Raw genomic sequence first — 25,945 nt, forward strand, 5'->3', positions numbered from 1 at the left:
CTCCGTGACAGCAGTGGACGCCTAGCCGCTCCCGGAACATCCCGCAACACGCGGCGCCTCGGGTTGGCAGGCGGCTCCGAATGGTGTTTGGCTGACCGCCTGGCCCCGTTCGGGGTCGACGGGTCGTGTAGCGGCCACACGCGCGGAGCGAGAGCGGGCACAGACGTGGGACAGGGACGAATCGGCGCGCACTCCGCCGGACGGCGGGCAGTTTCGTGATCGAGTTCCGTGGCGTCAGCAAGCAGTACCCGGACGGCACGCGAGCGGTCGACGACTTCTCGCTCGTGCTGGAGTCCCGGCAGACCACCGTCTTCGTCGGTTCGTCCGGCTGCGGTAAGACCACGATCCTGCGCATGATCAACCGGATGATCGAGCCCACCGGCGGCACGATCGAGATCGACGGCGAAAACATCTCTTCGCTCCCGGCCGTAGCACTGCGCCGCCGGATCGGCTACGTGATGCAGAACTCCGGACTCCTGCCGCATCGGAAGGTGATCGACAACATCGCGACCGTGCCGCGGTTGAATGGCGTTTCGAAGAAGCAGGCGCACGTCCACGCGCTGGAGCTGATGGACACGGTGGGCCTGGACCGCTCGCTCGCCACCCGCTACCCGAGCCAGCTCTCGGGCGGTCAGCAGCAACGCGTCGGAGTGGCGCGCGGCCTCGCCGTGGACCCGAACATCCTGCTCATGGACGAGCCGTTCGGAGCCGTCGACCCTCTGGTGCGCGCCGACCTGCAGCGCGAGACGCTGCGCCTCCAGGACGAGCTCGACAAGACGGTCGTCTTCGTCACCCACGACATCGACGAGGCGTTCCTGCTCGGCGACCAGGTCGTGATTCTGGAGAAGGGCGGCCGGATCGCGCAAAAGGGCTCACCGGCCGAGATCCTCGCGAATCCCGCGAGCGAGTTCGTGGCCGGCTTCGTGGGAGCCGACCGCGGCAAGCGCTCCCTCCACATTCTGGAGCGCGACGGCGTGCGCATCGTCGTGGATAGTGACGGGCGCCCCACGGGTGTGCTGCGCTCACAGGACGGCCCCGCCGCGTGACCTGGGTCGTCAACAATACGGACGCGATCGTCGCGAACCAGCTGGCGCATCTGGCTCTCTCGGTGCCGCCGATCCTGCTCAGCTTTCTCGTCTCGCTGCCGTTCGGCTGGTTCGCGAACCGTTACCGCTGGAGCCGCGGCACGCTGTTGACCGGGCTCGGTGTGCTCTATGCGATCCCCTCGCTGGCGATGTTCATTCTGTTGCCGGTTCTGCTGGGGATCCCGCTGCGCTCGACAGCGAATGTGATCACCGGCCTGACCCTTTACGGTGTCGCGCTGATGGTCCGCACGACCTCTGACGCTCTTGGCGCCGTCTCGGACGACGTCCGCCAGTCGGCGACCGCAATGGGCTACTCCGGTTGGGCGCGCTTCTGGCGGGTGGAGTTCCCGCTCGCCGGTCCCGTGCTGCTTTCGGGGCTGCGGGTGGTGACCGTGAGCACGGTCAGCCTGGTCACGGTCGGGGCGGTGCTCGGGATCCAAAGCCTCGGCCTGCTCTTCACCGACGGCTTCCAGCGCGGCATCACCGGCGAGATCGTCACCGGCATCGTGCTCACTATCGTGCTGGCGCTGGTGCTCGACGGGCTGCTGGTGGCGATCGGGCGCCTGCTGATGCCGTGGACGGCACTGGATCGCGCCCGCCGCGCACGTCGACCGGTCGCCATCGAAGGGGCGGTGACGACGTGAACCTCATCGCTGCGGCCTTCGCGTGGATCACCGATCCCGCGCACTGGAGCGGCGACTATCCGATCCCGACCCGCGTCGCCCAGCACATCGGCATCAGCCTGCTGGTGCTGGTGATCGCGGCGGCGATCGCGATCCCGATCGGCTACCTGATCGGGCACACCGGTCGCGGCAAGGGCATCGCGGTCCCGGTCGCCGGTGGTCTGCGCGCTCTGCCGACGCTCGGCGTGCTCGTCCTTGCGGCGATGAGCCTGGGTCTGGGTCTGGGTGCTCCGCTGATCGCGTTGGTCGTGCTCGCGATTCCGTCGGTGCTCGCCGGGGCCTACGCCGGACTCGAGGCGGTTGACCGTCGCACAATCGACGCGGCGCGCTCGCTGGGGATGACGGAGTGGCAGATCCTGACGAGGGTGGAGATCCCCCTGGGCCTGCCGCTGTTGCTCGGCGGGCTGCGCTCCGCGACGCTGCAGATCATCGCCACCGCCACCCTCGCCGACTACATCGGCGCCGGCGGACTCGGCCAGTACATCTTCCGCGGAGTGAAGTCGGGTGATTATCCGCAGATGCTCGCGGGCTCGATCCTGGTGATTGTCCTGACGCTGCTCAGCGAGATCGTCTTCGCCGTCCTCCAGCGTCTCGCCGTGCCGCGCGGAGTCGTGCTCGGTCTGGCCGGTTCCGCCGGCCGCACAGGTTCCCGCGCCTCGTCGCCCCGACGACGCGCGGTGGTGGGAATCCCCATCGAAGAAGGGAAATAGCAATGTTCACAGCACATTTCACGAAGGGCCGTGTCGCGTTGAGCGCACTCGCGGTCGGTGCCGTCGTGGCACTGGCAGGGTGTTCTTCGAGCGATCCGCTGGATGAGGGATCGGGTGCGACTGCGGGCGCCGAGACCATCGTGGTCGGCTCGCAGGACTACTACTCCAACGAGATCCTCGCCGAGATCTACGCGCAGGCACTGGAGAACGACGGCCTCACCGTCGACCGCCAACTGCGCATCGGCCAGCGAGAGATCTACCTGCCCGAGATCGAGAGCGGATCCATCGACGTCTTCCCGGAGTACGACGGCAGCCTCCTCCAGGCGCTCCAGCCCGACGCGACGGCGACGACCGCCGAGGACGTCTACTCCGCGCTCGGCGGGGCCCTGCCCGACGGCCTCCGTGCCCTTGATGCGGCCGGCGCCAGCGACCAGAATTCCTACACGGTGACGAAGGCTTTCGCCGACAAGTGGAAGCTCACCGATATCGCATCGCTGAAGAACGTCACCGACCCGATCGTGGTCGGTGGCAACTCCGAGCTGCAGACGCGCCCCTACGGGCCCGAGGCCCTGCAGTCCAAGTACGGCATCTCGACCACCTTCCAGGCGATCGAGGACAGCGGCGGATCGACCACGGTCGACGCGCTCACCAGCAACCAGATCCAGCTGGCGAACGTCTACACCGCCGACCCGAACATCCAGAAGAACGACTTGGTTGCCCTGGCGGACCCGGACGGACTGTTCGTCGCCGACAACGTCGTGCCGATCGTCTCGAGCAAGATCACGGACGATGCCGCCGCGGTGCTGAACGCGGTCAGCGCGAAGCTGACGGCGGACGATCTGGTCGCCCTCAACTCCGAGAGCGTCAACGACCAGAAGTCGGCCTCGGCCGTCGCGGGCGAGTGGCTGACCTCGGCGGGTCTGCTCGACTGATCCTCGCCAGATCCACCCCCGGAGGCGCGTCACTCATCGAGGTGACGCGCCTCCGCTCGGTTGAGGAGCTTCTTGCCCAGGAGCACGAGCAGCGCGAAGACGACGATGACGCCGACGAAGATGTAGCCCGCGCCGTGCAGGCTCTCGGAGAGTTCTCGGTAGCTGCCAGCCGCCGCAGCGCCGACACCGACGTACGCCGAGGACCAGAGCACGCACGCCGGGATCGTCCACGCCATGAAGGTGCGATAGCGCATGCCGCTCATCCCTACGGTGAGCGGGATCAGCGAGTGCAGCACCGGCAGGAAGCGCGAGAGGAACACCGCGATCCCGCCGCGCCGGGCGAGGTAGCGCTCGGCCCGCAACCAGTTCTTCTCGCCGAGCCGACGTCCGAGGCGGGAGGTGCGGATCCGCGGGCCGAACCAGCGACCGAGGTAAAAGCCGACGGACTCGCCGCAGAGGGCACCGATGACGACGGTGACGGCGAGCGCGACGAACTGGAGCGGGGAGGTGACGCCGGTGGCGCTGACGATCACGATCGTGTCGCCGGGGACGATCAGGCCCGCCAGGATCGTCGTCTCGAAGAAGATCGCGAGCCCGGCGAGGAGGGTGCGCCAGATCGGGGGGACGCCGACCACGACGTCGAGGATGTCGGTGAGGGTGTCGTTCACCGCGGGCCCCCGACGCGGGAGGGGCGGCTCCGGATGCTCGGCATGGCTCGATCGTAGGGGCGGGCGGCTGGGCGGCGGCAGGGCTGCGCCCGGGAGGCTCGTGGATGCCGAGTGGGTATCGCGTGGTCACGGTACGGTGACGATCGCCGGACCGCCCGTGCCCGCCGGGGGCGACCACGAGAGCGTGGCCGTGTCTCCGGAGCCCGCCGAACCCGTCACGACGGTCGGCGCTCTGGGGAGCGCGACGAGGGTCGCCGTCAGCGTCGTGCCGCTCAGAGGAGTGACGACGCTGTGGGAGGCGGCGCCACCGTCGGACCAGGAGGAGAAACGGTAGGCGGTGCCCGATGCGTCGGTCTGGTCGGGGACCTCGAGCTGGAGTGCCGAGCCCGCCCACGAGACGACGCTCGTCCCTCCGCGGACCTCGCTCCCGTTGACCACGACCGTGCGCCCGGCGGGCTCGGTGACGAGAGTGACGGACACCTTCTGCGGCGAGAACGTGCGCGTGGCCGTCGCGGAGACTCCGTCCGAATCGGTCGCGGTCACGCTGATCAGCAGGTCGCTGTTCGCGGCGGCTGCGAGGTCCTCCGGGCCGGGGGCGGTGAAGGCGAGGTCGTTCCCGGTCAGCGGGCCGAGGAACGGATGCGTGTGCTCGGCGTGACGGCGCTGGACCGTCCAGGTCAGTGCCGACGCGGGGAGGGCGCCGTCCTCCGGGTCGGTCGCCGTCGCGCGCAGGCGGTAGCTCCGCCCTGAGACGAAGACTGCGCCGTCCGCGGGCGCGGTGATGCTCACGCTCGGAGCGCGATCGCCCGAGGTGATCGTCGTCGTTGCGGCAGCCGAGACCGCCCCCTTCGGATCGAGGACGCGGAGGGTCGCGGTCCAGCGGCCTGCCGCATAGCTGTGCGTGAAGGTCGGTCCGGTCGTGATGCGGTCGGGTGTGCCATCCCCGAAGGACCAGAAGTAGCGCAGTGCGCCGCCCTCAGGGTCGCTGCTGCCGGTGCCGTTCAACCGCGCGGCGAGAGGCGCCGCGCCCGAGGAGGGGGCCGCAGAGAGGGTCGCGGTCGGTGCGCGGTTCGCCGCGGCGGTGTAGGCCAGCCGACGCAGTTGGCCGCCGTTCGCGTAGCTGGTGTAGAAGAGATCTTGCGTTCCGCGCGAGGGGCCGAAGGCCATCGCGACCGCGCTGCTGCCACCGAGGCCGGTCACGAGGTCGCCGGCGGTGCCTGTGCGATCAAGGGTCCTGATCTTCCCGCAGACGTAGTCGCCGAAGAGGTAGGAGCCGCTGTACGCGGCCGGCCAGACGCCGTTCGGGACGAAGGCGCCGCCGGTGATCGAGCCGCAGCCGCTGCTGTGCGCGTAGTCGAAGAGCGGATCGGTGAGTCCGGCCGGTGCTGGGGCTCCGCAGTTCGAGGCGGAGCCGGTCTGCGCGCAGTGGCCCTCGCGGGAGTTCCAGCCGTAGTCGGCGCCGGCCGCGCCCTGGTCGATTTCCTCCTAGGAGTCCTGGCCGACGTCATTGATGCGGAAGACGGTACCGGCCGCGTTCGGGTCGAACGCCATGCGGAACGGATTCCGCAGCCCGCTCGCGAACGTCTCGCGGCAGCGCAGGCCGTCAGCGGCAGGAGCGAGTCGGCAGGAGGCGCTGCCGGTGCCCTGGTAGGGGTTACCGGCCGGGATCCCGCCGGTGAGGGTGATCCGGAGGATCTTGCCGTTGAGGATGTTCGGGTCGCGGGCCGCGTCGTTGCGGCCGCCGCAGCCGCTGCCACCCGGCGAGCCCACTCCGCCGCGGTAGTCGCAGCCCCCATCGCCGACGCTGACGTAGAGCAGGCCGTCCTTGCCGATGGCGAGGTCGCCGGCGTTGTGATTACCCGCGGGGGAGTAGATGCCGTCGAGGAGGACGCGCTCGGAGGCCGGGTCGATGCGGTCGTCGGTCCCGAGGTGGAACGAGGAGACGCGGTTGCGGGGTGCCCCCGTGGGGTTCGTGGTGCCGCTCGCGTTGGTGGGGCAGGAGGCGTCGGAGCCCTTCGCGGTGTAGTAAACGACGACCGTCCGGGAGCCGGGAGCGGGGTCGACCGCGAGGCCGAGCACGCCGCGCTCGCCGTTCGAGCAGATTCTCGAGCGCAGATCGAGCGCCGGAGTGGCGACCAGCGCGCCTGCGCGCAGCACCCGGATCGCGCCGGTCTGCGAGGAGACCAGGGTCCGCCCGTCAGTGGTGAAGGCGAGGGCGGTCGGCGAGGGGACGGCGGCCACCAGCGAATCGGTGAAGCCGGCGGGCACGACCGGGGCGGCGGAGGCCGGGGCCGCGGGGCCCGCGACGAGCGCGGCGGCCGTGACCGCCAGAGCGGAGACTAGTGCGAGAGTGCGCAGGCGGTTCCTCGAGCGGGGCATCGGTGACTCCGAGACGGTCGGCGCTGCCGAAGAGGCAGAGGACTGCGACGGTGCAGTGGGCCCGCGTCGGCGATGGCGCGGGGCCAGGATAGGCTTCCGGGAGCGAAAGACAGTGGCCCCCATCAGGGTCAACGCTGGGGTCCGGAACCTCCGCTCCTGCACGCCGATGGACGGCACGGTCTGCAGCTGACCGACCGGCCCGCCCCTCCCCGTCCGTTGGCACGGAAGGGGGCGTCCGCGTCCGCCGCCGGTCCTTACTCCAGGGCGGGCAGGACCACCGCGCGGACCGCCTCCGAGAAGCGGGCGTAGCCGGCGTCGTTGAAGTGCAGGCCGTCATCGAGGAAGAGGGAGGGGTCGATCGACCCGTCGGGGGTGAGTAGTACCTGCGCGGTCGGCACGAACGTGACGCGGTCGTCGGTCTCGGCATAGGCGCTGATGGCGCTGTTCGCGGCGCGGACCTCCGCGCTGACGGACGCGCGCGCCGGAGTCTCGGCGATCTCGACGTAGTAGAGCTCCGCCTCCGGGGCGACCTCCTCGACGCGCTGGAGGTACTCGATGACCGCATCCGCGGTCTGCGCGCCGCTGCGTGAATCCGCTTCGCCGGTGATGTCGTTGGCACCGACGTAGACGATGACGGCGCGCGGATTGAAGGGAGTGATCATCCGGTCGAGCCAGGCGAGGTGGTCGGCAACCGTCGTCCCGCCGATCCCGATGTTGTAGGTCTCGAGCGGACGCAGATCCTCCTTCGAGCTCGTCCAGCGGCCGATTGTGGAGCTGCCGGTGAGGACGATGCTGTGCTGCGGGAATCCGCCCGCGAAACGCTTCTCCAGCCCGGCGACCCGCTCGGCCATGTCGACCGAGGAGGTCGGGGCGGGAGCGGAGGAGGTCACGGCGGGAGCGGCCGTCCCTCCGCTCCGGGAGGCGAGCGCGAGGGCCGCGGCGACGCTGCCGAGGATCAGCGCAAGCACCAGGAGCGCGACCAGCAGGCGCAGGCGGATGCGGCGAGGGGAACCGGGGGACGTCGCTGGAGTCATGCCTCGATCATCGGACATCCGTGGGGCGGCCGGGGCCGACTCGGAGGAGGATCGTCGGTTCGTCCACCCCGTGGTCGCTCCAGCGTCACCGGATCGACCGATTCTGAAGTGTGCGAAACGTCACAGCTGATCCACAGCTGTGTAACACTTGCTCATCGCCTGCGCCATCGTCGCCGCCGGCCGATTTCCGACGGATGACCACGACGAGGACTCATGGCACGCGCACGCATCAGCTGGGTGGACACCGCGAAGGGCATCGCGATCATCCTGGTCGCTCTCGCCCACTCCGTGCAGTGGACGACGACGGCCGGGATCGCCCCCGAGTCGTGGAACGACATCAACCTGCTGCTGATCACGTTCCGGATGCCGCTGTTCTTTCTTGCGTCCGGTCTGTTCGCGGGTTCGGTGCTCACCCGCTCCTGGCCCGAGCTCTGGCGCTCGCGGCTGAGCCTGCTGGTATGGGCGTTCCTGCTGTGGTCGGTGGTGCGGTTCCTCTTCTTCTTGGTGGTCCCCAATCCCGGCGGCACTGACGAGTCCGACCTGCTCGCGCTGCTCTTGCAACCGGTGATGCCGCATAACGGGCTCTGGTTCCTCTACGCGCTGACGATCTTTTTCGTCCTGGCGAAACTAGCCCAGGGGTGGCTCGACTGGCGCGTGCAGATCGGGATCGCGACGGCGATTGCCGTGCTCTGGTATGCGATCCGTTCGAGCACCTCCGGGGGCACCGGCAATATCGCCTGGGACGGTATGGCCCGCTACCTGATGTTCTTCTTGCTCGGGCTGTATCTGCGCACTGCGGTGATGGCGTTCGTCGAGCGTCGCGGGCTGCTCAGCGGGCTGGGCTTCGGTGTGCTGTTCCTCGCGCTGGCCGGTGTGATCCTCGCTGTCCGCGGCCGCTTTCCGTTGCTGACGATCGGGCTCGTCCTGGTCAGCGTGCTGGCGGTGCTGGCCGGGCTCGTCGTGGCGCGCTTTCTCTCCCACCGCCGGGGAGCGGGCTGGATCACGTTCATCGGCCGCAATACCCTGCCGGTGTATGTGGTGCACGTCCTCTTCGTCTCGCTCGCGACCAGTGTGCTGCTGCTGTTCGAGGGCCAGCGCTGGCTGGACGTGATCGGTCCGGTGGTGCCGCTGCTGGTCTGCGCTCTCGGCGTCGCAGCGGCGCTGGGCTACTGGCGCCTCACCCGCGACCTTCCCGTGCTGAGGTATGGCTTCCGGGCGCCGGCCTGGTTCTCGGGCGCCCGCTCCCGCGTTGACGCCGGCTGATGACGCCGCCCGCTGGGTATCGGGTGAACGAAATCCCAGAGCGACTGTCGCGGGCGTGCGCCTGGGAATGAGGCAGGGAAAGGTGAGACGAACGCTCAGAGGCCGGGGGCGGTGCGGATCGCTCGGCCTCGAGAGGTTGGCTGCCGAGCCTTCGACGGACGCGAGGGCTGCTCGGCTGTGAACGCGCGGAGGCCTTCCTCGACATCGAGAGGGATTGTCTCGACGTCGAGCGAGTGATCAACCAACGCGCTCGGAACGCTGAGCGCAACCACCCCGGAAGGGGTGTTGCGACGGGGGCGCACATCCGGCCGAGTACGGGGATCGAAGGCCGTCGGGCCCCTCCCGTCGACCTACTCTCTGAGCTGTGAACGAACTCCTGGATCCGCTCCTGCTCTCACGGTGGCAGTTCGGTCTGACGACGATCTACCACTTCCTGTTCGTCCCGCTCACGATCGGGATGGCGCTCACTGTCGCGATCTTCCAGACCTGCTGGGTGCGCACGGGGAAGGTGCACTACCTCCAGCTGACGAAATTCTTCGGGAAGCTCTTTCTGATCAACTTCGCGATGGGCGTGGTGACCGGGATTGTTCAGGAGTTCCAGTTCGGGATGAACTGGAGCGACTACTCCCGCTTCGTCGGCGACGTCTTCGGCGCGCCACTCGCCTTCGAAGGCCTGCTCGCCTTCTTCCTCGAGGCGACCTTCATCGGCCTCTGGATCTTCGGTTGGGACAAGCTGCCCGAGAAACTGCACCTGGCGACCATCTGGTTGACCACCCTCGGCACGACTCTCTCGGCCTACTTCATCATCGCGGCGAACGCTTTCATGCAGAATCCAGTCGGGTTCCGCATCAACGAGTCCAAGGGCCGCGCAGAGCTCACCGATATCTGGGCACTCCTGACGAATAAGGTCGCGCTCGCCGCCTTCCCGCACACGATCTTCGCCTGCTTCATGGTGTCGGCGGCCGTGATTATCAGCGTCGCGGCCTACCACCTCTCGCGCAACCAGCACCTCGAGACCATGCGGCCCGCCCTGACCTTCGGCGCCTGGATGATGGTGATCAGCGGCGGGCTGACCCTGGTCACGGGCGACTCGCTCGGCCTCGCGATGGTCGACACTCAGCCGATGAAGATGGCGTCGGCGGAGGCGCTCTACCGCACGTCCACGGGTATCGACGCCTCGTTCTCGGTGTTCACTTGGGGTACCCCCGACGGATCGAGCGAGCTGTTCTCGATCCGCATTCCGTACCTGCTCTCCTTCCTCTCGACGCACACCTTCACCGGCACTGTGGAGGGCATCAACGATCTTCAGGCGCAGTACACCGAGGTCTACGGACCCGGCGACTACACCCCGATCATCTGGGTCACTTACTGGTCGTTCCGCTGGATGATGGCACTCGGCGTCCTCGCGATCGGGGTCGCAGCTGCCGACCTCTGGTTCACGCGGAAGGGCCGTGAGCCCAAGCAGTGGATGTGGAAGGTCGCGATCTGGGCCGCCCCGCTACCGCTGATGGCGATGATCGTCGGCTGGGTCTTCACCGAGATGGGCCGCCAGCCGTGGCTCGTGTTCGGGCTGCTGAAGACCGCCGACGGCGTCTCGCCCGGAGTGAGTGGACTCGAGGTCCTGATCTCGCTACTCGCCTTCACCGCGATCTACGGCACGCTCGCCGTGGTCGAGTTCCGCCTGATCAAACGGGCCGCGCAGGCCGGCCCCGACGACGCTCCCGAAGTCGACGAGGAAAGCGGTCGCCCGCAGCTCGTCGGCACCGTCTACTAGGAGGCACCTCATGGATCTCGCCGTGCTCTGGTTCTGGATCGTCGCGTTCTTCTTCATCGGCTACTTCGTTCTCGACGGCTTCGACTTCGGTGTCGGCATGTCGCTTCCGTTCCTCGGTCGCGACGACACCGATCGCCGGGTACTGATCAATACGATCGGCCCGGTCTGGGATCTCAACGAGACCTGGGTGATCGTTGCCGGAGCCGCGATGTTCGCGGCGTTCCCGGAGTGGTACGCCACGCTCTTCAGCGGGTTCTATCTACCGCTGCTGCTTATCCTGCTCGCGCTGATCGCCCGCGGCGTCTCGTTCGAGTATCGGCACCAGCGCCCCGAGGCAGAGTGGAAGCGGCGATTCGACGCGATGATCGTCGTCGGTTCGGCGGTGCCCGCCTTTCTCTGGGGCGTCGCCTTCGCGAATATCGTGCAGGGCGTGCCGATGGACGCTGACCACAACTACATCGGCACGGTTCTGGACCTGCTGAACCCCTACGCTCTGCTGGGCGGAGCGACGACACTCCTGCTGTTCTTCACGCACGGAGTCGTCTTCGTCGCGCTGAAGACGGAGGGGGAGATCCGGCAGCGGGCTCGCCGGCTGGCGACGCGCGCGGGGCTGCTCGCCGTGGTTGTGGCCGCCGTCTTCCTCGCCTGGACCAACCTGGGACAGGGCAGCACCGCCTCCTGGATGCTCTCGGCGGGGGCGGCCGTGACCCTCGTCGGTGGCTGGCTCGCTATCACCCGGGGCCGGGAGGGACGGGCCTTCGCGCTGCTCGCCGGCACCATCGCGCTGGCGGTGCTCGCCCTCTTCGCGACGCTGTTCCCCGCGGTAATGCCCGCCTCGAACGACCCCACTTTCGGGCTGACGATCGAGAACGCGTCGAGCACGCCCTATACGCTGACGGTCATGAGTTGGACCGCCCTGGTGTTCGTGCCGCTCATCGTCGGCTACCAGGCCTGGACCTACTGGATTTTCCGCAAGCGGATCAGCCGGGCGCACATCCCGGTCGACGCGCACTGACCTGAAGCTGCACCAACGTGAAGCCGCTCGACCCGCGACTGCTGCGCTACGCCCGCGCAGCCCGGGTGTTCCTGCTGCTCGGCGGGGCCCTCGCGCTAGCCCGCACCCTCGCGATCGTCGCCTTCGCGTGGCTTGTGGCGCAGCTGGTGGCCGGCGCGGTCGATGGGAGAAGCGCCTCGGACCTCGCGCCGCTCCTGGCCGTGCTGCTCGCGGTGGTCGCTGCACGGGCGGTTCTCGCCTGGGCGGGCGAGGTGAATGCGGTGCGCGGCGGAGTGGGCGCGAAGGCGCAGCTGCGCCAGGCCGTCCTGGCCGCGCTGGTCGAGCTCGGACCGGCGGGCCGGCGCGAGGGCGGTTCCGGCGGCATCGTTGCGCTGCTCGGCGGCGGGTTGGACGCCCTCGACGGCTACTTCGCCCGCTACCTGCCGCAGCTGATCGCCACCGCGGTGGCGACTCCGCTGCTGACCCTCGTCGTGTTCTTCGCCGACCCGCTGAGTGCGGTGTTCCTGGTGGTCGCGCTGCCGCTGATCCCGGTGTTCATGGTGCTGATCGGCTGGGCGACCCAGGCGGTCCAGGCGCGGCAGTGGGAGCGGCTGCAGACGCTGGCCTCCGGCTTCGTCGACACCGTCGGCGGACTGGCGACCCTCAAGATCTTCGGGCGGGCCGAGCGGCAGGCGGCGCGGATCCGTGCGCTGACCGAGGACTACCGGCGGCACACGATGTCCGTGCTGCGAGTGACCTTCGTCAGCGGCTTCGTGCTGGAGCTGGCGGGATCGCTCTCGGTCGCGCTGGTCGCAGTGTCGATCGGGCTCCGCCTCGTCGACGGCTCGTTGGGACTCGCGGTGGGGTTGTTCGTGCTGGTGCTCGCGCCGGAGGTGTTCCTGCCGGTGCGCCAGGTCGGTGCGGAGTTCCACGCAGCGGCGGAGGGGGTGCAGGCGGCGGATCGGGCGTTCGTGGTGATCGAGCGCGCGGCGGCGCTGCCCGCTCGCGTAGGCGCCCCGGGATCCCTGGAAGCCCCCGGAGAGCTGGGGGTACCCGGAGAGCTGGAGCTGCGCGGCCTCGAGGTCGACGACGGACACGGACGGGTGCTCGCTCCCGTCGACGCGGTGCTGCCGGTCGGCTCGATCACGGTCGTGACCGGGCCGAGCGGATCGGGGAAGTCGACGCTGCTCGCCGCGCTCGCGGGGTTCGTGCCCTTCTCTGGCATGCTACTGCTGGGCGGGACTCCAGTCGCCGATCTGCGCTCGACGCTCGCCTGGGCGGGCCAGCGAGCCGACCTGTTGCCGGGCACCGTCGCCTCCGCCGTCGAGCTCGGCACGCTCGCCGCGGATCCCGACCGCGTGCGGCGGGCGCTCTCGATCGCCGGCGCCGACGTCGCTCCGGAGCGCCGCCTGGACGCCGAGGGCACTGGCCTCTCGGGCGGGCAGAGCGCCCGGGTCGCCGTCGCCCGCGCTGTGCACCGGCTGCTCGAGCGGGACTGCGCCGTGCTCGCCCTTGACGAGCCGACCGCCGCCCTCGACGAGAAGTCGGAACAGGCCCTGCTCGCGGGGCTACGGACCCTCGCAGCGCGCGGCACGATCATCGTCGTTGCCAGCCACCGGCCCGCGACCATCGCCGCGGCCGACACGGTGATCGCCCTCGAGCCGGCGGAGGTGGTCGCGCGATGAAGCGCGCCGACGTCCTCCGCGCCGCGATGCCCGGGCCGCGCCGCTTCCTGCCCGGGCTCGGCTTCGGTGTGCTCTCCTCCGCCTCCGCGGTGGCGCTGCTGGCCTGCTCAGCCTGGCTGATCGTGCGCGCGGCCGAGCAGCCGCCGATCCTGTTCCTCTCGATGGCCGTGGTCGGGGTGCGGGCGTTCGCACTCGCGCGGGCCTTCTTCCGGTACCTGGAGCGGCTCGCCGGGCACGACGCGGCGTTCCGTGCGCTCGCGGAGCTGCGGGTCGGCGTCTACGAGCGTCTGGTGCCGGTCGCACCCGCTGGACTGGGGCGGGTGCGGCGCGGCGACCTGGTCTCCCGCGTGGTCGCGGACGTCGACGCGCTGCAGGATGTGCCGCTGCGGGTCGTGCAGCCGCTGCTCGTCTCGGCGGTCATCGCGTCGGCCTCGGTGGTCGGGGTGTGGCTGCTACTGCCGGCGATGGGCGCTGTGCTGCTGGTGCTCCTCTTGGTCGCGTTCGCGGTGGGCGCGGTGGGCGCAGGCACGCTCTCGGCGCAGGCCGACCGCGAGCTGGCGCCACTGCGGGGAGATCTCGCCGAGCGCCTGAACCTGCTGGTCACTCGGCTCGACGTGCTGATCGCGTTCGACGCGGCCGACGAGGCCCTGGCGGCGGTCGAGCGGGCGGAGGAGGCGCTCGCGAAAGCGGCGCGCCGGCGGGCGACCTCCACGGGGCTTGCTGCGGCCGTGCTCGCGCTCTGCTCCGGCGGAGCGGTGTGGGCCGGCCTCGCGCTCGGGATCCCCGCTCTCGGCGATCTCGGCGGACCCGCGCTCGGTGTCGTCGCGCTCGTGCCGCTCGCGGTCTTCGAAGTCGCCGCCGCGGCTCCGCTCGCCGTCCAGTCCGCGCGCGCGGCGCTCTCCAGCGCCCAGCGCGTGGCTGATCTGGATGCGGAAGCGGCATCGCCGGCGCTCGCGAGCGACGCCGACGTGGATCCGCTCGCTGCGACGCCCCGGGGCAGTGACATCGTGCTGCGCGACCTGGCGGTGAGCTGGCCCGGCGCCGCTGAGCCCGCCCTGCGCGGTGTCTCGCTGGAGCTACCGGCCGGTGCACGTGTGCTCGTGACGGGCGGCAGCGGTTCCGGCAAGACCACGCTCGCGCACGCCCTGGTGCGCTTCCTGGGCTATTCCGGCAGCTATCTCCTGGGCGGAGTCGAGGCACGCACCCTGCCGCAGGCCGAGGTGCGGCGCGTAGTCGGGTTGGTGGAGCAGCAGCCGTACCTCTTCGACGACACGATCCGGCAGAACCTGCTCTTCGCGCGGCCCGACGCCGATGACGCTGTGCTCGAGGCGATGCTGGAGCGGGTCGGGCTCGGCTCGTGGCTGGCCGCGCGCGGCGGGCTCGACGCCCGCGTGGGCGAGCGCGGATCGCTCGTCTCGGGCGGGCAGGCACAGCGGATTGCACTGGCCCGCGCGCTCCTGGCCGGCTTCGGGGTGCTGATACTGGACGAGCCGACCGCGTCAGTGGATGCTCCCGTCGCCGACGCGCTGCTCGCCGATCTGCTGCGGGCGGCCGAGGGGCGGACAGTGGTGCTGATCGCGCACCGGGTCGCGCCCGGGCTGGTGGTCGACCGGCGGATCCGGGTGGCCGACGGCACTGCAGGCGAGGACGACCTGCGCAACGAAGGCTGAGGCGTCCGTACGGGCGTCGCTGCGTCGTGTCGCCCGGATCAGCCTTCGTTCTGCAGATGCCTCGGGCGAGCCAGGGCGGCCGTGCGCGCCAAGCGCCCGCCCTCTGCTTCCCAGCGGTCCAGGACAGCGTCGGCCCGGCTTCTCGCCGCACCGTCCAGGCCGGCGAGCAGCGGAGCCAGAACGTCACGGGCCAGCGGGTCGCTCAGCTCGTCCACCCGCGCATCGCGCACGAAGCCCTCGAGGCGGGTGAGGTCCCCGGCGTGCAGCCAGCCCGCGCAGGACTGGAGCACGACGACGGCGGCCAGGCGCGGCTCGAACACCGGCAGATCCCACAGTTCCGAGGAGAGGGCGGTGATCTCGTCGTGCTCGAGCCCACGAAACTTGTTGAGCGCGTCGCGCACAGTGCCGCGGACGGCCCCGACCGAGGCGCCCGTAGAGTCCAGGCCCGCCCCGAGCCGCTCCCGCACGTCCTGCGCACGCCAGATGTCGCCCTCGTAGGCCAGGGCTGCTCGGATGAAGTCACCGGGGGCGCTCACCCCACCATCCTCATCCTCCGCCGTGCTGTCCGGTCCGGGCTCGCGCGCAGCTTCTCGGCCTTGAGGCTGTCAGCGGACGGACCAGACCGCGCGGCGGCTGTCGTACTCGACGAGGTTGCCGTCATCCTGCAGCACGAGCCGGAACGGACCGGCCGCCGACGCGGGCGGAACTGCCGACCATCCGCTGGTGGTCTCGGTGCCTACGGCCAGCTGCCCGTCGGTGTCGATCGCGAAAAAGGCACCGGAGCGAGAGGTCTTCGTCGCCCAGAGCGGGCCGTTCTTGCCGTAGAGAACGAAATTGCCGTCGGCCTGCATCACCGCGCGGTAGACGCCGTTGGCCGAGCGGAGGAAGCTGCCCGCCTCGAGAGAGTTGGCGGCAGAGAGGGTGCTTGAGGGGAAGGCTGCCTGGCTGGTCCAGAGGACGTCGTCGTCCCTGTCCACGAGGATCAGCGAGCCGGCGTTGTTGACGCCGAGGCGGAGGTTTCTGCCGGACGTGCCCGAGAACCACTTCACCGATTCGTCCGCGCCGTAGATCACGATGTTGCCGTCCTTCTGCAGGGCGACCCGGTTGCCCTTGCCGGAGGTGCCGACGCTCCACACGACGCCCTGCGGGCCGTAGCCGACGAAGTTGCCGTCGCTTTGCATCACAGCGCGGAACCGGCCGTCGGCCGAGGTCAGCTGGTGGACCGGGCGGAGGTTCTGCTCCGAGAAGAGGGTGTCGGTGACCGGTTCCGGGATGGTGCGGCGGACGTTGCTCGCCCAGGCGGGGGAGCCGTTCTCGCGGTAGACGACGAGGTTGCCGTCACCCTGGATGATGACCGAGGCGCCGGCCTCATTGGTGGTCGTCGTGCTCCACACGGCGACGTTCCTCGCGGAGTAGACGACGAGCTCGCCGTTCTTCTGCATCGAGATGTAGGAGCCGCGGCCCTGCGTGCCGGTCGAGAACGACGCTCGGCCCTGGGCGTCAGAGGTCACCGCATTGCCGTCGCTCTGCATCCGGAATTCGTACCCGCCTGCTCCGGAGGCGATTTTTTGGCCGGCGGTCAGCCGCTCACCGCCGACGAGGGCGTCGTAGTAGGTGACGGTCGCACGGGCGCTCTGTTGCGTGGCGTCGGGGGAGTCGCTCGCGGGAGCGAGGTCGGCGGGGGACTGCTGGGAGGAGGAGAGCGGCTGCTGGGGGTTCTCCGCGGCCAGGGCGGGGGTAGCGCCGAAAGCAGCGCGCTGGTCGCGACGAGAGCGACCAGCCCGGAGGCGAGGGGGCGGGGGAAGCGGGGATGCGTCATCGCAGGACTTTCTCGAGTGGCCGACGGGGCCGGGAGAGGGGGTACTCGATGCTTGCACGGCGCGGCGCCCGAGTGCCACCAGAACGGGGGCCCTTCCGTCGGCCGGACGTGGCTTCCGCGCCGCCTGGTGACGTCTCCCCGTCCGATTTGCAGGACCGACACTCACTTCCCCGTCCGATGTGCAGGGGATCCGCGCCCGCCTCGCCGATTCTGGTGGCGGAGAGTGCTCTCGCGTAGAAATCCCCTGCACATCGGACGGTGTCGGCGAGGCGGTCCCTGCACATCGGACGGCGCGGGCGAAGCAGTCCCTGCACATCGCACCCGGGGCTCTGAGCCTCACCCCTCCGGCAGCGGCCGCCGCAGCACGTCGAGCCGCCGCCGCCACGCATCCAGGCGCCCCGGCTCCGCGGCGAGCGCCGGCCCGTCCACCCACCGAGTCGCCAGGCGGAGGCCGTGCAGGGCGTTCGCCGCCCAAACCTCCCGCCCCTCCAGCGACTCGGGTTCGGCCGGGGCCTCGATCACGTCGACGCCGAGCGCCCCGGCGAGCACCGACACCGTGCCGGCCGTCACGCTGCGCACCCGCGTGCTCGTCACCGGAGGGACGACCAGCGCGTCGCCGAGCCACCACAGGATTGCGCTGCTCGCCCCGTCGACCACCGCGCCTTCCGCGTCCAGCAGCACCGGTTCATCCGCCCCCGCCGCCCGAGCGCGCGCCCGCAGCAGCTCCAGACGGGCGATGTCCGGTCCCTTCCAGGAGGGGGTGCGCCGCGGATCCACAGGGCTGGTCCACAGCACCACGGAGCGGCCGAGCGACGGGGCCGGCCGCAGCCGGAGTCGCAGGGCGCCCCCGGAGAGCTCGACGCGGGGGAACGAGCGACCCGCACGGGGTAGGGCGGCGATCGCTGCGTCGAGGAACAGCTCCACGTCGGGGTGCCCGCCCGCCGAGGCGACGGAGCGGGTGAAGCGCTCGCGGTGCAGATCGAGTCCGCGCATCCGGCCCTCGTCGACCAGCCAGGAGTCGGCGGCAGCCAGGGGAGCCGCGGGCGGCTGCGCCACGGGGACGAGCCGGCGCCCGTCCCACTCCTGCACCCGCTCGCCGTCCACGACGGCCTACGCTAGCCCAGTGGTCTCGGAGGATCGGCACGTCCGCTCGATCGAGCTGCCCTGGGTCGACCCGGAGCTCGCGTACGTCGCCCTGTTCGCGCCAGCCGAGGCGTCCTTCTGGCTCGACTCCGGTCCGGGAGCCGCGAGTGGCCGCTCCTACCTCGGCTCCTGCGCGGCGGAGGACGTGCTCGTCGTCGACGCGGGCGGCGAGGTTGCGGCGGCGCTTGCCGCGGTCGACGCTGAGACCCGTGCAGGCGCCCACAGTTCCGCCGGCGACCGGGCACTCGGACGCTACGGCTGGATCTCCTACGAGGCCGGAGCCGCCTCCGTCGCCCTGCCGCCCGTGCCGGAGGGTCCCGGTGCTCCGCCCGCGCTCGCCCTCCTGCGCGGCGACCCGGTCCTCGAGGTCGACCACGCGAAGCGGACCCTGCGGCTGGTCGCCACGGGTGACGCGCAGGAGCTCGCCGACCGGGTGCGCGCGCTCGCCGGGGCCCCGGCTCTCGCAGGTCCCGCCGCCGCCGAGCTCGCCGGGGAGCCGGTCCGCCGCCATCGCGCCGACGAGTACACCGGGCTGATCGCCCGCTGCCAGGCGGCCATCCGCGCCGGCCACGCCTATCAGGCGTGCCTCACCGACGAGATCGTCGTCGAGGGCCGCTTCGACCCGGTCGAGGCCTACCGTCGGCTCCGTCGCTCCAGCCCGAGCCACCACGGCGGGCTGATCCGGCTCGGTCCGCTCGCCCTCGTCAGCGCGTCGCCCGAGCGTTTCCTCTCCGGCACCGCCGACGGACGCGTTGCGACGCATCCGATCAAGGGAACCCGGCCCCGGGGAAGGGATACCGAGGAGGACCGCGCGCTGCGGGACGAGCTCGTCGCGAGCGTCAAGGAGCGCGCCGAGAACGTGATGATCGTGGACCTCGTCCGCAACGACCTTGCGCGGATCGCCGTTCCCGGCTCCGTTGTCGTCGACCGGCTCCTCCAGGTGGAGAGCTACCCGCATGTGCACCAGCTGGTCAGCGAGGTCTCGGCCCGCCGGGCGCCCGGAGTCGGCATCGCCGCGCTGATCGCGGCCCTGTTCCCGGCCGGCTCGATGACAGGCGCGCCCAAGCGGCGGGCCGTGGAGCTGCTGCGCGAGTGGGAGGGCGGGCCGCGCGGGATCTACTCCGGCGCCTTCGGCCGCCTGGGCTCGGACGGATCGCTGGATCTCGCGATGACCATCCGCACCCTCGTGCTCGACGCCGAACGCGCTCGCCTGGGCACGGGCGGCGGCATCACCGCGCTCTCAGTGCCGGAGGAGGAGGTCGAGGAGACGCGGTTGAAGGCGCGGGCGCTCCTCGCGGTGCTGGGCGCCGCCGAGAGGTGAGCGGGCGCCCGGTTCGTCTGCCGTCTGCGCGGGGCCAGTAGGGTTGATGGTCGAACGCAGCCGCCCACGTGTGCGCGTTCTCCCCCTCCTTCAGAAGTGAGAAGCACCTGTGGCAGAAGACACCTCCCAGCAGACCGGCGCCGGCGACGAGGAGCGCTACGACTTCCGAGCGCTCCAGGAGAAGTGGCTCCCGATCTGGGAGGAGACGCGCCCGTTCGCGACGGACGACCCCGACGACAAGCGCCCCCGCAAGTACGTGCTCGATATGTTCCCGTACCCCTCCGGAGACCTGCACATGGGTCACGCCGAGGCGTACGCGCTGGGTGACGTCATCGCGCGCTACTGGCGCCAGCAGGGCTTCACTGTGTTGCATCCGATCGGCTGGGACAGCTTCGGCCTGCCCGCCGAGAATGCCGCGATCAAGCGGGGGCTGAATCCGGTCACGTGGACCTACGACAACATTGAGCAGCAGAAGCGCTCGATGAAGCGCTACGCCGCGTCCTTCGACTGGGACCGCGTGCTGCACACCTCCGACCCCGAGTACTACAAGTGGAACCAGTGGCTGTTCCTGAAGATGTACGAGAAGGGTCTGGCGTACCGCAAGGACAGCTGGGTCAACTGGGATCCGGTGGACCAGACCGTTCTCGCGAACGAGCAGGTCCTCGCGGACGGCACGTCCGAGCGCTCCGGCGCGGTGGTGGTCAAGAAGAAGCTCACGCAGTGGTATTTCAAGATCACGGATTACGCCGATCGCCTGCTCGACGATTTGAATCAGCTTGAGGGCTCCTGGCCGTCGAAGGTCATCGCCATGCAGCGCAACTGGATCGGCCGCTCCGTGGGCGCCGACGTCGAGTTCGAGATCGAGGGTCGTGACGGGCGCGTCACCGTCTTCACCACCCGCCCGGACACGCTCTACGGCGCGACCTTCATGGTCGTCGCCCCCGACTCCGACCTCGCCGCCGAGCTGGTCGAAGACTCCGAGGCCGAGGTCCGCGACGCCTTCCGCGCGTACCTCGAGACGGTGCAGAAGTCGAGCGAGATCGAGCGCCTGACGGCCGACCGCCCCAAGACGGGCGTCTTTCTCGGTCGGTACGCGGTGAACCCCGTGAACGGCGAGCGCCTGCCGATCTGGGCCGCCGACTACGTCCTCTCCGACTACGGTCACGGAGCGGTCATGGCCGTCCCCGCGCACGACCAGCGCGACCTCGACTTCGCCCGCGCCTTCGACCTACCCGTGCGCGTCGTGGTGGACACGACCGCCTCCGTCACCGGCGCGATCCCGGTCATCCCGAAGGACCCGGAGGAGTTGGCCGCGCTCGAGAAGGAGTACTCGCTCGACCCGGCCACGACCGGCGAGGCGCTGACGGGTGACGGCCGCCTGATCAACTCCGGTCCGCTCGACGGACTCTCCAAGCGGACCGCGATCGAGCGCGTGATCCGGCTGCTGGAGGAGCGCGGCCGTGGCCGTTCCGCGAAGAACTACCGCCTGCGCGACTGGCTCATCTCGCGTCAGCGCTACTGGGGCACGCCCATCCCGATCATTCACGCGGCCGACGGCGAGCTCGTGCCGGTCCCCGAGGATCAGCTGCCCGTCGTCCTGCCCGCCACCGAGGGCCTCGACCTGCAGCCCAAGGGCTCGTCGCCGCTCGGAGCGGCGGAGGAGTGGGTGAGCGTGCCGCATCCGGTCGACGGCTCGCCCGCGCGTCGCGACCCCGACACGATGGACACCTTTGTCGACTCGTCGTGGTACTTCCTCCGCTTCCTCTCGCCCAAGGACGACACGCAGGCGTTCGATCCGAAGCTCGCCGAGAAGTGGGCGCCGGTCGATCAGTACGTGGGAGGAGTGACGCACGCGATCCTGCACCTGCTCTACGCCCGCTTCATCACCAAAGTGCTGTTCGATCTGGGCTATGTCTCGTTCACGGAGCCGTTCACCGCGCTGCTGAACCAGGGCATGGTGCAGATGGATGGCGCCGCGATGTCGAAGTCGAAGGGCAATATCGTTCGCCTGTCGGATCAGCTCGACGAGTTCGGCGTCGACGCCGTGCGCCTGACGATGGCCTTCGCCGGCCCGCCCGAGGATGACATCGACTGGGCCGACGTGTCTCCCGGCGGCAGCGGAAAGTTCCTCGCGCGCGCCTGGCGCCTGGCGAAGGACGTCACCTCCAAGCCCGACGTGGAATGGAAGAACGGCGACGCATCGCTGCGCCGCCAGACGCACCGATTCCTTGCGGAGTCGCCGTCGCTGATCGAGGCGTTCAAGTTCAACGTCGTGGTCGCGCGCCTGATGGAGCTGGTCAACGCGACGCGCAAGGTGCTCGACTCGGGCGCGGGAGCCGGCGATCCCGCGGTTCGTGAGGCCACGGAGGTCGTCGCGATGGCGCTGAACCTCTTCGCGCCGTACACGGCCGAGGACATGTGGCACCGGCTTGGCTACGAGGGCACCGTCGCGCACGCGCTGTGGCGCAAGGCCGACCCGACGCTGCTGGTCGAGGAGAAGGTCACCGCGATCCTCCAGGTCGACGGGAAGGTCCGCGATCGCCTCGAGGTGTCGCCGAAGATCTCGTCCGACGAGCTCGAGGAGCGCGCGCGGGCGACGAGCGGGGTGGCACGGGCTCTCGTCGGCCGCGAGGTCGTGAAGGCGATCGTGCGGGTGCCGCGACTGGTGAATCTGGTGACGAAGGCGGTCTAGTGCTCGGGCGTCCGGCTCGTTCTGTTCGAGCGGCCGGATGCTGACGGCATGGGCACCGGAGCACGAGAGGCTCGTGACTCGCGGCTCGTGAGTCATCGTGTCTGAATAGTGCCATCACTCATTCTCCGGATTGCTGTACCTCGGGAAGATTCGCGTTAAGCGAATGAGAGAGATCCTGCCGATAATGAGTATTGTCTCGGTGCACACTCGCGGCCAGACACGGTAGTCTGTGACTATGCGCAAGCAGGAGCGTTCATGAATCGTGACTATCAACAGTGGACAGTGCGAACGGGAGTCGTGATCGCCGCCACCGCTTTGGTGATCAGCGCAGCTTGTCCGGCCTCTGCGATGACGCTCCTCTCAAAGGATCCGGCATCACAATCATCAGGGCAAGCGTCCACGGCACGAGCGCTGAGTCGGGATCAGATGACCCGACTTGCTGAAGAATTGAAGAGCGGATCCTCATCCCGTTCCGTTACATCGGTGGCTGAGGGTTCACGTGTTGCCTTTCATTTTCGAGGCGGTGACTCCTCGGAGCAGGCCGCGGGCGCGGGGGCTGCCGCAGGCGGGCTGGCGGCGGCGATCTGTGCGGCCCTCGGCCCCGAGAGCGGCGGCGTGGGCTGTGTGGTGGCCGGCGGTATCGGAGTCACCATTGCCTCCATCGCGGCTGCGCACGGGGTCTGCCCTGACGGCCAAGACTTCCGCATCTACCTTCTGACTCTCGAGGATCAGTGTCGCGAATGAAGAATCACAGAAAGATATCCTGGGTTTCCTGGCTGATCGTCATGATCGTCATTCCGGTTCAGATCTCGGCGCTGGTGCGGGGGTCGGATGCCGCGAATGTGTCCTCGTGGATCTTCGTTCTGGGATTCGATGCATTCATGGTCGTGTTCGTCTACGGTGTCGTGGCCTTGCGGAGGCAGTGGGACCAGCGTCGACGCCCCTGAGAACAGCGCTCACGTCCGAGAGGGATCGAGGCTCCTCCACAACGGGCTCATCGGCTAGCTCTCCGCTGATCGGCGCCTGCTGTCCTCGGGGACAGTGACCGGCGTCCTACCGTCGTCGCATGCCAGACAGCACCGGGACGGACGACGAGCAGCTGACGGCGCTGCTGCGGCCACGCCGCTCCCGGCCCCGCTGGCGAATCGGTGCGGGGGCGGCAGTGGTGCTCGTCGTCGGAGCCGCGGTCGTCGCGGTCCTGCTCTCGGGTGCTCGCGCGGGAGGGCGCGAGCGGGTCCTCGAGCCGACGGTGGCGGCGAGTGCGCCCGCCACGGCGGTCGAGTCGCTGTACGTGCACGTCGCCGGCGAGGTCGCGACTCCGGGGCTGTACTTGCTGTCGCCCGGGGCGCGGGTGGCGGATGCGGTCGCCGCGGCGGGCGGGTTCGGCGGGTCGGCGGAGCGGGCGGCGGTGAATCTGGCGCGCAAGCTCGTCGACGGTGAGCAGGTCGTGGTGCCGGCGGTGGGAGCGGCGCCAGCGATGTCCGGCGGGGCGCCGGGTGCCTCCGCTACGGGGTCGGTTCTGAGCCTGAGCACGGCGAGCGCGGCGCAGCTCGAGGCGCTGCCCGAGATCGGGCCCTCGACGGCCGCGAAGATCGTCGCCTACCGCGAGGAGAACGGACCGTTCACGTCGGTCGACCAGCTGCTCGAAGTGCCCGGCATCGGCGAGAAGACGCTCGCCGCGTTCCGCGATCAGGTCGCGCCGTGAGGGCCGTGCGGTCGTCGGACCTGCGCCTGCTGCCGGTTGCGGTGACGAGCTGGGCGGCCGCGTGGTCGGTGGGCCTGCTCCCGGTGGCGGTGGTGCTCGATCAGGGAGGCGCCGCATGCGCCGCGACGTGGGCGTTGGTCGGCGCGGCGGCCGGCCTGCTCCTGGTCCGCCGCGACCGCGTACGCGCTCTACCGGGAGTCGTGCTGGTCGCGGCGGCGGGTGCCGCCCTGGCGATGACCTCCGTCGTCGTCTCCGCGCCCGGCGATCACCCGGAGGCCCTCCGCTCGGCGGTTGAGGATCGCGCGGAGAGGGTGGTCACCGTCCGCATCGACACGGGAGCACGACCGCTGCGCACCGGCGGGGTCTGGTTCGAGGCGACTGCGCTGCGGATTGGCGACGACGCGGTGTCGGCTCCGGTCCGGGTTCTGCTCGCCGAACCGGGCGGGCGCCTCCCGGTCGCCTCCGAGCTGGTGCTCGACGCGCGCGCGGGGCCGGGAGAGGGGGCCGTTGGTGAGGCGACTCTGCTCGCCGCCTCGAGGATCGTGGAGCGGCGCGGACCGGAAGGCGCGGGCGCGGTGGCGGAGCTTCTCCGCTCGCGCTTCCTCGAGCGCGCGGATCGGATCGGCGGCGACGTCGCGGGTCTGCTGCCGGGGCTCGCGACCGGCGACACCTCCGCGCTCGACGCAGAGCTCGAGGAGGCGATGCGCACCGCCTCGCTCACCCACCTGACCGCCGTGTCGGGCGCGAACTGCGCGGTCGTGGTGCTGGCAGGCTGGACGATCGCGGCACTCCTCGGAGTCGGGCGCCGCCTCCGGACCGCCGCCGCGCTCGCCCTGCTCGCGGCCTTCGTCGTGCTCGTGACCCCGGAGCCGAGCGTGGTGCGGGCCGCGGCGATGGCGACGGTGGTCCTTCTCGCCCGACTCGGGCGGCGCTCCGGAGCGGCGGTGCCGGCCCTGCTGGCGAGTGTCGTCGTGCTCGTGGTCGCCGATCCGTCGATTGCGGGCAGGCTCGGCTTCGTCCTCTCCGTCCTCGCCACCGCGGGGCTCCTACTGCTGGCCGAGCCGATCGGCGCCGCGCTCGGCCGGCTGCTGCCTCGTCCGCTCGCCCTTGTGCTCGCAGTGCCGACCGCCGCGCAGCTCGCCTGCCAGCCGGTCCTGGTGCTCGTGGATCCGTCAGTGCCGGTGTACGGGGTGCTCGCGAATCTGCTCGCCGAGCCGGCGGCACCCGCTGCGACCGGTCTCGGACTGATCGGCTGCCTACTCGCACCGTGGTGGCCCGGCGGCGCCGATGTCGCGATCCGCCTCGCGGCAGTGCCCACGTGGTGGATCGCCGCGATCGCCCGCGCTGTGGCCTCCTGGCCCGCCCCGCGGATCGCCTGGTGGCCGGGCGTCGCAGGGGCGCTCGCGCTGACCGTGCTCACCGCTCTCGCGCTCGTGCTGGTCACCCGATCGCCGAGGCTCGCGCGGCTGCGGAGGATCACCGCGGTCGCCCTCGCCTGCGCGCTCGCAGCGGCCGGGGGCAGCACCGCCGCAACTCCGTTCCTCCGCGCCGCGTCGGTGCCCGACGACTGGCGCGTTGCGATGTGCGACGTCGGCCAGGGCGACGCGATCCTCCTCCGCGGCGATGCGGGCGTGCTGCTCGTCGACAGCGGGCCGGAACCCGCACCGCTGGACGACTGCCTCCGCCTCATGGGAGTGGACCGGGTCTCGTTGCTGGTGCTTACTCATTACGACCTCGACCACGTCGGCGGGCTCGAATCCGCCCTTGGCCGGATCGACGCCGCGCTGGTCGGGCCCGCCGCCGGCCGCGACGACGAGCGCGACCGGGCCGCGCTCTCGCGGGCGGGAGCGACCGTGCAGGAGGCGGCCCGCGGCGACAGCGGCGCGCTCGGCTCCCTCCGGTGGCGGGTGGAGTGGCCGGAGCGGGCGAGTGCGCTGCGCGGGAATGAGGCGAGCGTGATGCTGCGGGTCGACATCGGCGCCGACGCCCGGGGAGGCCCGCTGTCCGTCGCGCTGCTGGGCGACCTCGGGGCGGAGGAACAGGGCCGCGTCTCCCGGCTGCCTGTCGGCCGGGTCGACGTGGTGAAGGTCGCGCACCACGGCTCGGCGGATCAGGCGCCCGCCCTCTATGATGCGCTCGGCGCGGGGGTCGGGCTGATCTCGGTCGGGGCGGGGAACGACTACGGGCACCCCACTGCGTCGCTGCTCGCCCTGCTCGCCGAGCGCGGCGTCGAGGCGCTGAGGACGGATGTCGAGGGCACGGTCGTGCTCGCGTCCCGGAATGACGGGATCGCGGTCTGGGCGAGCGGAGCGGCGCCGGCGACGGCTCGGCGTCGGAGGTGGGCCATAGGGTGGAGGGCACTCGAATGGCGCGGCACGAAGGGATGAC

General features: G+C 70.4%; 22 protein-coding genes. 15 read left to right on the forward strand and 7 right to left on the reverse strand.

What is annotated here, in order from left to right; translation table 11 throughout:
• Positions 1–215: 215 nt before the first annotated feature.
• The 4 genes from C5D07_RS09530 to C5D07_RS09545 are packed head-to-tail and all read left to right on the forward strand — an operon-like array spanning position 216 to position 3,410.
• A complete protein-coding gene (locus C5D07_RS09530) occupies positions 216–1,046 on the forward strand; it encodes an ABC transporter ATP-binding protein (RefSeq protein WP_068253751.1) in 831 nt (276 codons plus the stop codon).
• Positions 1,043–1,729: an ABC transporter permease gene (locus C5D07_RS09535; RefSeq protein WP_104259237.1), complete on the forward strand. Its 687-nt coding sequence runs from the start codon at positions 1,043–1,045 to the stop codon at positions 1,727–1,729. Before C5D07_RS09530 ends, C5D07_RS09535 begins: the two co-directional genes overlap by 4 nt.
• Complete coding sequence (locus C5D07_RS09540; RefSeq protein WP_068253745.1) at positions 1,726–2,478, forward strand: ABC transporter permease; 753 nt, start codon at positions 1,726–1,728, stop codon at positions 2,476–2,478. Before C5D07_RS09535 ends, C5D07_RS09540 begins: the two co-directional genes overlap by 4 nt.
• 2 nt (positions 2,479–2,480) lie before the next feature.
• Complete coding sequence (locus tag C5D07_RS09545; protein ID WP_068253742.1) at positions 2,481–3,410, forward strand: glycine betaine ABC transporter substrate-binding protein; 930 nt, start codon at positions 2,481–2,483, stop codon at positions 3,408–3,410.
• 29 nt (positions 3,411–3,439) lie between these two features.
• On the opposite strand, the gene C5D07_RS09550 is transcribed toward C5D07_RS09545, so the two are convergent.
• From C5D07_RS09550 to C5D07_RS09560, 4 genes are all read right to left on the reverse strand, one after another.
• Positions 3,440–4,078 (reverse strand): DedA family protein, encoded by a 639-nt coding sequence (locus C5D07_RS09550; protein ID WP_104259238.1) that lies wholly within the window; start codon positions 4,076–4,078, stop codon positions 3,440–3,442.
• 126 nt (positions 4,079–4,204) lie between these two features.
• Positions 4,205–5,278: a PKD domain-containing protein gene (locus C5D07_RS16145; RefSeq protein WP_068253736.1), complete on the reverse strand. Its 1,074-nt coding sequence runs from the start codon at positions 5,276–5,278 to the stop codon at positions 4,205–4,207.
• A 285-nt stretch (positions 5,279–5,563) separates the two neighbouring features.
• A complete protein-coding gene (locus C5D07_RS16150; RefSeq protein WP_068253733.1) occupies positions 5,564–6,457 on the reverse strand; it encodes a PQQ-dependent sugar dehydrogenase in 894 nt (297 codons plus the stop codon).
• 254 nt (positions 6,458–6,711) lie between these two features.
• On the reverse strand, positions 6,712–7,491 hold the full coding sequence (locus C5D07_RS09560; RefSeq protein ID WP_068253730.1) for a DUF459 domain-containing protein: 780 nt from the start codon (positions 7,489–7,491) through the stop codon (positions 6,712–6,714).
• Between the two features lie 213 nt (positions 7,492–7,704).
• On the opposite strand from C5D07_RS09560, the gene C5D07_RS09565 reads away from it, so the two are divergent.
• The 5 genes from C5D07_RS09565 (at position 7,705) to cydC (ending at position 14,877) form a co-directional block, all read left to right on the forward strand.
• Complete coding sequence (locus tag C5D07_RS09565; protein WP_068253728.1) at positions 7,705–8,754, forward strand: acyltransferase family protein; 1,050 nt, start codon at positions 7,705–7,707, stop codon at positions 8,752–8,754.
• 364 nt (positions 8,755–9,118) lie between these two features.
• Positions 9,119–10,528: a cytochrome ubiquinol oxidase subunit I gene (locus tag C5D07_RS09570; protein ID WP_104259239.1), complete on the forward strand. Its 1,410-nt coding sequence runs from the start codon at positions 9,119–9,121 to the stop codon at positions 10,526–10,528.
• 10 nt (positions 10,529–10,538) lie between these two features.
• Positions 10,539–11,543, forward strand: coding sequence for a cytochrome d ubiquinol oxidase subunit II (gene cydB / locus C5D07_RS09575; RefSeq protein WP_068253722.1), 1,005 nt, complete (start codon positions 10,539–10,541; stop codon positions 11,541–11,543).
• Between the two features lie 17 nt (positions 11,544–11,560).
• Complete coding sequence (cydD, locus tag C5D07_RS09580; protein WP_104259240.1) at positions 11,561–13,207, forward strand: thiol reductant ABC exporter subunit CydD; 1,647 nt, start codon at positions 11,561–11,563, stop codon at positions 13,205–13,207.
• Positions 13,204–14,877, forward strand: a complete 1,674-nt coding sequence (gene cydC / locus C5D07_RS09585) for a thiol reductant ABC exporter subunit CydC (protein ID WP_104259241.1) — start codon at positions 13,204–13,206, stop codon at positions 14,875–14,877. The genes cydD and cydC overlap by 4 nt, the downstream gene beginning before the upstream one ends.
• Positions 14,878–14,915: 38 nt before the next feature.
• Here cydC and C5D07_RS09590 read toward each other — a convergent pair whose 3' ends face one another.
• The 3 genes from C5D07_RS09590 to C5D07_RS09600 form a co-directional block, all read right to left on the reverse strand.
• Positions 14,916–15,413, reverse strand: a complete 498-nt coding sequence (locus C5D07_RS09590) for a DNA alkylation repair protein (RefSeq protein WP_104259242.1) — start codon at positions 15,411–15,413, stop codon at positions 14,916–14,918.
• Between the two features lie 69 nt (positions 15,414–15,482).
• Complete coding sequence (locus tag C5D07_RS09595; RefSeq protein ID WP_170063540.1) at positions 15,483–16,775, reverse strand: hypothetical protein; 1,293 nt, start codon at positions 16,773–16,775, stop codon at positions 15,483–15,485.
• Positions 16,776–17,032: 257 nt separating this feature from the next.
• On the reverse strand, positions 17,033–17,800 hold the full coding sequence (locus tag C5D07_RS09600) for an aminotransferase class IV (RefSeq protein WP_237358152.1): 768 nt from the start codon (positions 17,798–17,800) through the stop codon (positions 17,033–17,035).
• Between the two features lie 19 nt (positions 17,801–17,819).
• Between C5D07_RS09600 and C5D07_RS09605 the strand changes: the two genes are divergently transcribed.
• The 6 genes from C5D07_RS09605 (at position 17,820) to C5D07_RS09625 (ending at position 25,944) form a co-directional block, all read left to right on the forward strand.
• The gene (locus C5D07_RS09605; RefSeq protein ID WP_104259244.1) at positions 17,820–19,160 is read left to right on the forward strand and encodes an anthranilate synthase component I family protein; all 1,341 of its coding nucleotides are present in this window, start codon (positions 17,820–17,822) and stop codon (positions 19,158–19,160) included.
• Between the two features lie 109 nt (positions 19,161–19,269).
• A complete protein-coding gene (leuS, locus tag C5D07_RS09610; protein WP_104259245.1) occupies positions 19,270–21,852 on the forward strand; it encodes a leucine--tRNA ligase in 2,583 nt (860 codons plus the stop codon).
• A gap of 255 nt (positions 21,853–22,107) precedes the next feature.
• Complete coding sequence (locus tag C5D07_RS15395; protein WP_146076682.1) at positions 22,108–22,596, forward strand: hypothetical protein; 489 nt, start codon at positions 22,108–22,110, stop codon at positions 22,594–22,596.
• A complete protein-coding gene (locus tag C5D07_RS09615; RefSeq protein WP_104259246.1) occupies positions 22,593–22,799 on the forward strand; it encodes a hypothetical protein in 207 nt (68 codons plus the stop codon). Before C5D07_RS15395 ends, C5D07_RS09615 begins: the two co-directional genes overlap by 4 nt.
• Positions 22,800–22,918: 119 nt before the next feature.
• Entirely contained in the window at positions 22,919–23,557 is a 639-nt protein-coding gene (locus C5D07_RS09620) for a ComEA family DNA-binding protein (RefSeq protein ID WP_104259247.1), read from the forward strand.
• Positions 23,554–25,944: a ComEC/Rec2 family competence protein gene (locus C5D07_RS09625; RefSeq protein WP_104259248.1), complete on the forward strand. Its 2,391-nt coding sequence runs from the start codon at positions 23,554–23,556 to the stop codon at positions 25,942–25,944. Before C5D07_RS09620 ends, C5D07_RS09625 begins: the two co-directional genes overlap by 4 nt.
• The last annotated feature ends 1 nt before the right edge of the window (position 25,945 follow it).

Origin of the sequence: Rathayibacter tritici (assembly GCF_002932875.1) — a bacterium.
GTDB classification, from domain to species: Bacteria; Actinomycetota; Actinomycetes; order Actinomycetales; family Microbacteriaceae; genus Rathayibacter; species Rathayibacter tritici.